Source organism: Aeromonas bivalvium (assembly GCF_046078285.1).
In the GTDB taxonomy this organism is placed as follows: Bacteria; Pseudomonadota; Gammaproteobacteria; order Enterobacterales; family Aeromonadaceae; genus Aeromonas; species Aeromonas bivalvium.
On record NZ_JBGXBV010000010.1, the window covers coordinates 144,055 to 150,128 of the forward strand.

A 6,074-nucleotide genomic window follows, 5' to 3' on the forward strand; every position below is an offset into this window, starting at 1 on the left:
ATGAACAAGATTGCCTTTATCGGTCGTCATGCCCCCCATGGCTCGGCTGCGGGTCGGGAGGGGCTGGATGCTCTGCTGGCCAGCTCGGCCCTGACCGATGCGGTGGCGCTATTCCTGATCGAAGACGGGGTGCTGCAGCTGCTGGCCGAGCAGCGACCCCAGTCCATCTTGCAGCGCCACTATGCGCCCACCTTCAAGCTGCTCGAACTGTACGACGTGGAAGAGGTCTATGTCTGCGCCGACTCCCTGCGGGAGCGGGGTGTGCAGCCAGACGCGCTCGCCATCGAGGTGCGTTGCCTGCCCAGGGCCGAGCTGACTCGTCTCTGGGCCGGTTATCCCGTGCATTTGAGTTTCTGAGAGGGATCATGATCCATTTGATATTGAGCTCCCCGTTTCTGACCCAGGATCTGGAGCAGGCGCTGCGCTATCGCAGCCAGGGGGATGCACTGGTACTGATGCAGGATGCCGTGCTGGCGGCGGTGAGCCCGCTCTGGCAAGCAAGGCTGGCTTCGGAGCGACTCTATGTGATGAGCGAGGATCTCGCCGCCCGTGGTTTGGGGCAGGGATCCGGTCTACCCCTGACCCTGGGGGAGTTGGTGGCACTGATTGAGGCTGAAGGTTCGCCTCATACCTGGTCATGCTAGCGTCATGATTTCTTGTTATAACTCAGTAGTTTGACTCTGTATCTGTGCCAAAACCTGTGTCCTTTTACGGCACGGATTGTATAAATCTTGACTCCCTAGGCGACAGGGCATAAAATTTCGCGTCCCCGTATCTGCGGGGAGGATTTTTCACATGTTTATGAAGTCATTATCAGGAGCCTTTTGATGGCAACTATTAACCAGTTGGTTCGCAAGCCACGCACTAAGCTCGTTGAAAAAAGCAACGTGCCTGCGCTGGAAGCGTGCCCTCAGAAGCGTGGCGTGTGCACCCGTGTATACACCACCACCCCGAAGAAGCCTAACTCTGCACTGCGTAAAGTGTGCCGTGTTCGTCTGACCAACGGCTTCGAAGTCACCTCCTATATCGGTGGTGAAGGTCACAACCTGCAAGAGCACTCCGTTGTGCTGATCCGTGGCGGTCGTGTCAAGGATTTGCCGGGTGTTCGTTACCACACCGTTCGTGGTGCGTTGGACTGTGCCGGTGTTAAAGACCGTAAGCAGGCTCGCTCCAAGTACGGCGTGAAGCGTCCGAAAGCTTAATGGTTCTCCGTTAAGTAAGGCCAAACGTTAATTCGTTTCTAGTTAGATAACTTTCTAGTTTTGGGTAACCCCTGAAGTTACGGAGAATTTGAAATGCCAAGACGTCGTGTTGTTGGTCAGCGTAAAATCCTGCCGGATCCCAAGTTCGGATCAGAGCTGCTGGCTAAATTCGTCAACGTAGTAATGGTTGACGGTAAGAAATCTGTTTCCGAAGCCATCGTATACGGTGCTCTGGACATCATTGCCACCAAATCTGGCAAAGAGCACCTGGCCGTATTCGAAGAAGCCCTGGACAACATTCGTCCGGCCGTCGAGGTTAAATCTCGTCGTGTCGGTGGTGCAACCTATCAGGTGCCGGTAGAAGTTCGCCCGGTACGTCGCAATGCCCTGGCAATGCGTTGGTTGGTTGATGCCGCTCGTAAACGTGGTGAAAAATCAATGGCTCAGCGCCTGGCTGGCGAGCTGCTGGATGCCGCTGACAATAAGGGTTCGTCTGTCAAGAAACGTGAAGACGTTCACCGTATGGCTGAAGCGAACAAAGCCTTCGCTCACTTCCGCTGGTAATCCGCTTGCGCAGGGTCTGCTGAAGATCCTGCGCACCTTCAATTATCTAGGGACAGGTTCCTTAGTAAGAGGATGACAATGGCTCGTACAACCCCCATTGAGCGCTACCGTAATATCGGTATCTCCGCTCACATCGACGCCGGTAAGACGACTACTACCGAACGCGTTCTGTTCTATACCGGTGTAAGCCACAAGATTGGTGAAGTTCACGATGGCGCCGCCACCATGGACTGGATGGAACAGGAACAGGAGCGTGGTATCACCATCACCTCCGCTGCGACCACCGCATTCTGGTCCGGCATGGGCAAACAGTTCCAGCCGCACCGCATCAACATCATCGACACTCCGGGTCACGTGGACTTTACCATCGAGGTAGAGCGTTCCATGCGTGTCCTGGATGGCGCCGTAATGGTGTACTGTGCCGTAGGTGGCGTACAGCCGCAGTCTGAGACCGTATGGCGTCAGGCCAACAAGTACAAGGTTCCCCGTATCGCGTTCGTCAACAAGATGGACCGTACCGGTGCCAACTTCCTGCGCTGCGTTGAACACATCAAGACCCGTCTGAAAGGCGTGCCGGTTCCCCTGCAACTGAACATCGGTGCAGAAGAGAACTTCAAGGGCGTCGTTGACCTGGTCAAGATGAAAGCCATCAACTGGAACGAAGCTGACCAAGGCGTCACCTTCGACTACGAAGATGTGCCGGCCGAGCTGCTGGAGCAGGCGCAAGAAATGCGCATGAACCTGGTTGAAGCTGCTGCCGAAGCGTCCGAAGAGCTGATGGAAAAATACCTGGGCGGCGAAGAGCTGACCGAGGAAGAGATCAAGAAAGCTCTGCGTCAGCGCGTGCTGAACAACGAAATCATCCTGGTAACCTGTGGCTCCGCGTTCAAGAACAAGGGCGTTCAGGCCATGCTGGATGCCGTGGTCGACTACCTGCCGGCTCCGACCGACGTAGCTGCCATCGACGGTCTGAAGCTGGACGGCGAGACCAAAGACGAGCGTCACGCTTCTGACGACGAGCCGTTTGCTGCTCTGGCGTTCAAGATTGCTACCGACCCGTTCGTGGGCAACCTGACCTTCTTCCGCGTCTACTCCGGTATCGTCAACTCCGGTGACTCCGTGCTGAACTCCGTCAAAGAGAAGCGCGAGCGTTTCGGCCGTATCGTTCAGATGCATGCCAACAAGCGTGAAGAGATCAAAGAAGTTCGCGCAGGCGACATCGCTGCTGCCATCGGTCTGAAAGACGTGACCACTGGTGACACCCTGTGTGACGAAAAAGCGCCGATCATCCTCGAGCGTATGGAATTCCCTGAGCCGGTAATCTCCATCGCGGTTGAGCCGAAAACCAAGGCTGACCAAGAGAAGATGGGCCTGGCCCTCGGCCGTCTGGCGCAGGAAGATCCCTCTTTCCGCGTATGGACTGACGAAGAATCCGGTCAAACCATCATTGCCGGTATGGGTGAGCTGCACCTGGACATCATCGTTGACCGTATGCGTCGCGAGTTCAAGGTTGAAGCGAACGTAGGTAAGCCGCAGGTTGCCTACCGTGAAACCATCCGCAATACCGTCAAGGATATCGAAGGCAAGCACGCCAAGCAGTCCGGTGGTCGTGGTCAGTACGGTCACGTTGTGATCGACATGTACCCGCTGGAAGAAGGCAAAGCCTACGAGTTCGTGAACGACATCAAAGGTGGCGTGATTCCGGGCGAATTCATCCCGGGCGTTGACAAGGGTATCCGCGAGCAGCTGAAGTCCGGCCCGCTGGCAGGCTATCCGGTAATGGATCTGGGCGTGCGTCTGCACTTCGGTTCTTACCACGATGTCGACTCTTCCGAACTGGCGTTCAAGATCGCTGCTTCCATGGCCTTCAAGGCTGGCTTCATGAAAGCCAACCCGGTTCTGCTCGAACCGATCATGAAAGTGGAAGTCGAGACTCCGGAAGATTACATGGGCGACGTGATCGGTGACCTGAACCGTCGTCGTGGCCTGATCGAAGGTATGGAAGACGGTCCGTCCGGCAAGATCGTTCGTGCTCTGGTGCCGCTGGCCGAGATGTTCGGTTATGCAACTGCCCTGCGTTCCGCTACCCAGGGTCGCGCTTCCTACGCCATGGAATTCGCCAAGTATCACGATGCCCCGACCAACGTCGCCCAGGCCGTGATCGAAGAGCGTAAATCCAAGTAATTTAAGATTCCCCGCCTACGACGGTAGGCGGGTTTAACCTAGAAGGACTACGTCGTGTCTAAAGAAAAATTTGAGCGTTCCAAACCTCACGTAAACGTGGGCACCATCGGCCACGTTGACCACGGTAAAACCACCCTGACTGCAGCCATCACCAACGTGCTGGCCAAGCACTACGGCGGTAAAGCCTTCGCCTTCGACCAGATCGACAAGGCCCCGGAAGAGCGTGAGCGTGGCATCACCATCAACACCTCCCACGTAGAATACGACACCCCGACCCGTCACTACGCCCACGTAGATTGCCCGGGTCACGCCGACTACGTTAAGAACATGATCACCGGTGCTGCCCAGATGGACGGCGCTATCCTGGTGGTTGCTGCGACTGACGGCCCGATGCCGCAGACCCGTGAGCACATCCTGCTGGGCCGCCAGGTAGGCGTACCTTACATCATCGTGTTCATGAACAAGTGCGACATGGTCGATGACGAAGAGCTGCTGGAACTGGTCGAGATGGAAGTTCGCGAACTGCTGTCCGAGTACGACTTCCCGGGTGATGACCTGCCGGTGATCCGTGGTTCCGCGCTGAAAGCGCTGGAAGGCGACGCCGCATGGGAAGAGAAGATCCTGGAACTGGCTGGCCACCTGGACAGCTACATCCCGGAGCCGGAGCGTGCGATCGACCTGCCGTTCCTGATGCCAATCGAAGACGTCTTCTCCATCGCTGGCCGTGGTACCGTAGTAACCGGTCGTGTAGAGCGCGGTATCGTGAAGGTTGGTGAAGAAGTGGAAATCGTTGGTATCAAAGATACCACCAAGACCACCTGTACCGGCGTTGAAATGTTCCGCAAACTGCTGGACGAAGGCCGTGCCGGTGAGAACGTTGGCGCGCTGCTGCGTGGCGTGAAGCGTGAAGACGTGGAGCGTGGTCAGGTACTGGCCAAGCCGGGCACCATCAAGCCGCACACCAAGTTCGAATCCGAAGTGTACGTGCTGTCCAAAGAAGAAGGTGGTCGTCACACCCCGTTCTTCAAAGGCTACCGTCCGCAGTTCTACTTCCGTACCACCGACGTGACCGGTACCATCGAACTGCCGGAAGGCGTAGAGATGGTAATGCCGGGCGACAACATCAAGATGGTTGTCACCCTGATCGCCCCGATCGCGATGGACGACGGCCTGCGTTTCGCCATCCGTGAAGGTGGCCGTACCGTAGGTGCTGGTGTTGTAGCTAAAGTTATCGCTTAATCGATACTTTATATGCACACATGAAAGGGGTGGCTTCGGCCGCCCCTTTTACTTTTGGGGGCCTTATTTACCCCCATGCGATACTTTTCAGACATTTATTACCGAGGTAGTTCCCCCGTGAGTAAGCCTGCCATTTTTCTGGATCGTGACGGTGTCATCAACGAAGACACAGGTTATGTCAGCCAAGTCGATGACTTCCATTTTCTGCCCGGGGTGATCGAAGCCCTGCAGCTGCTGAAGAAGAAAGGCTATCTGCTGATCGTGGTCACCAACCAGTCCGGCATCGCCCGCGGTTACTTCACTGAAGATGACTTCATGAACCTGACCGAGTGGATGGATTGGTCCCTGGCCGATCGGGACGTTGACCTCGATGGCATCTATTTCTGCCCCCATCATCCGGATCATGGTGTGCCCTGTGATTGCCGCAAACCCGAACCGGGTATGCTGCTGCTTGCCCAGCAGGAACTCGGTATCGATATGAGTCGCTCTTACATGGTGGGTGACAAGCCTTCCGATCTGGAAGCGGCGGCTAATGCTCATGTTGCACATAGAATCCTGGTCAAAACGGGCAAGCCGGTGACGGATGAGGGTATCGAGCTGGCCGATGCCGTTTACGACACCCTGCATGATTTTGCCGTTGCAGTGCCGGTCGCAGGCTGATCTTGCTGGATTAAGATGCTTTTTGGTGGCTTTGTGAGCGGTTGAATGATGAAAGCCATCTTTTTGCAATTATCTGCTTGCCAGAAAGTTTCTGCTCCCTATAATGCGCCTCCATCGACAGGGCAAGCGGCAACGCAGACAAGCCGGTCGGTGCCTCGAAAAGCCTTTGAAAATAGGGCTTGACTCGAGAAGGCGGTTGAGTAGAATGCCACTCCCGCAGCAGCC

At 56.0% G+C, this 6,074-nt stretch carries 8 protein-coding genes; 7 read left to right on the forward strand and 1 reads right to left on the reverse strand.

Translation table 11 applies throughout. The annotated features are described in order from the left end of the window. The 7 genes from tusC (at window position 1) to gmhB (ending at window position 5,849) form a co-directional block, all read left to right on the forward strand. On the forward strand, window positions 1-357 hold the full coding sequence (tusC, locus tag ACEUCR_RS18210) for a sulfurtransferase complex subunit TusC (RefSeq protein WP_111874204.1): 357 nt from the start codon (window positions 1-3) through the stop codon (window positions 355-357). Window positions 358-365: 8 nt separating this feature from the next. Next, a complete protein-coding gene (gene tusB / locus ACEUCR_RS18215; RefSeq protein ID WP_408748625.1) occupies window positions 366-644 on the forward strand; it encodes a sulfurtransferase complex subunit TusB in 279 nt (92 codons plus the stop codon). Between the two features lie 183 nt (window positions 645-827). Further along, window positions 828-1,202: a 30S ribosomal protein S12 gene (gene rpsL / locus ACEUCR_RS18220; RefSeq protein ID WP_084205426.1), complete on the forward strand. Its 375-nt coding sequence runs from the start codon at window positions 828-830 to the stop codon at window positions 1,200-1,202. 93 nt (window positions 1,203-1,295) lie between these two features. Continuing rightward, the gene (gene rpsG / locus ACEUCR_RS18225; RefSeq protein ID WP_041997835.1) at window positions 1,296-1,766 is read left to right on the forward strand and encodes a 30S ribosomal protein S7; all 471 of its coding nucleotides are present in this window, start codon (window positions 1,296-1,298) and stop codon (window positions 1,764-1,766) included. 78 nt (window positions 1,767-1,844) lie between these two features. Next, window positions 1,845-3,950: an elongation factor G gene (gene fusA, locus ACEUCR_RS18230; RefSeq protein ID WP_041997833.1), complete on the forward strand. Its 2,106-nt coding sequence runs from the start codon at window positions 1,845-1,847 to the stop codon at window positions 3,948-3,950. Between the two features lie 54 nt (window positions 3,951-4,004). Further along, on the forward strand, window positions 4,005-5,189 hold the full coding sequence (tuf, locus tag ACEUCR_RS18235) for an elongation factor Tu (protein ID WP_041997865.1): 1,185 nt from the start codon (window positions 4,005-4,007) through the stop codon (window positions 5,187-5,189). 117 nt (window positions 5,190-5,306) lie between these two features. Beyond that, on the forward strand, window positions 5,307-5,849 hold the full coding sequence (gene gmhB, locus ACEUCR_RS18240) for a D-glycero-beta-D-manno-heptose 1,7-bisphosphate 7-phosphatase (protein ID WP_162625866.1): 543 nt from the start codon (window positions 5,307-5,309) through the stop codon (window positions 5,847-5,849). Window positions 5,850-5,859: 10 nt separating this feature from the next. Here the strand turns inward: gmhB and ACEUCR_RS18245 are convergent. Next, the coding region (locus tag ACEUCR_RS18245) for a hypothetical protein (protein ID WP_408760931.1) at window positions 5,860-6,074 on the reverse strand (215 nt) is incomplete at its 5' end.

Coding starts and splice junctions, on each gene's coding strand:
- rpsG (WP_041997835.1), top strand. CDS start 1,296: ATGCCAAGACGTCGTGTTGTTGGTCAGCGTAAAATCCTGCCGGATCCC.
- tusC (WP_111874204.1), top strand. CDS start 1: ATGAACAAGATTGCCTTTATCGGTCGTCATGCCCCCCATGGCTCGGCT.
- rpsL (WP_084205426.1), top strand. CDS start 828: ATGGCAACTATTAACCAGTTGGTTCGCAAGCCACGCACTAAGCTCGTT.
- fusA (WP_041997833.1), top strand. CDS start 1,845: ATGGCTCGTACAACCCCCATTGAGCGCTACCGTAATATCGGTATCTCC.
- tusB (WP_408748625.1), top strand. CDS start 366: ATGATCCATTTGATATTGAGCTCCCCGTTTCTGACCCAGGATCTGGAG.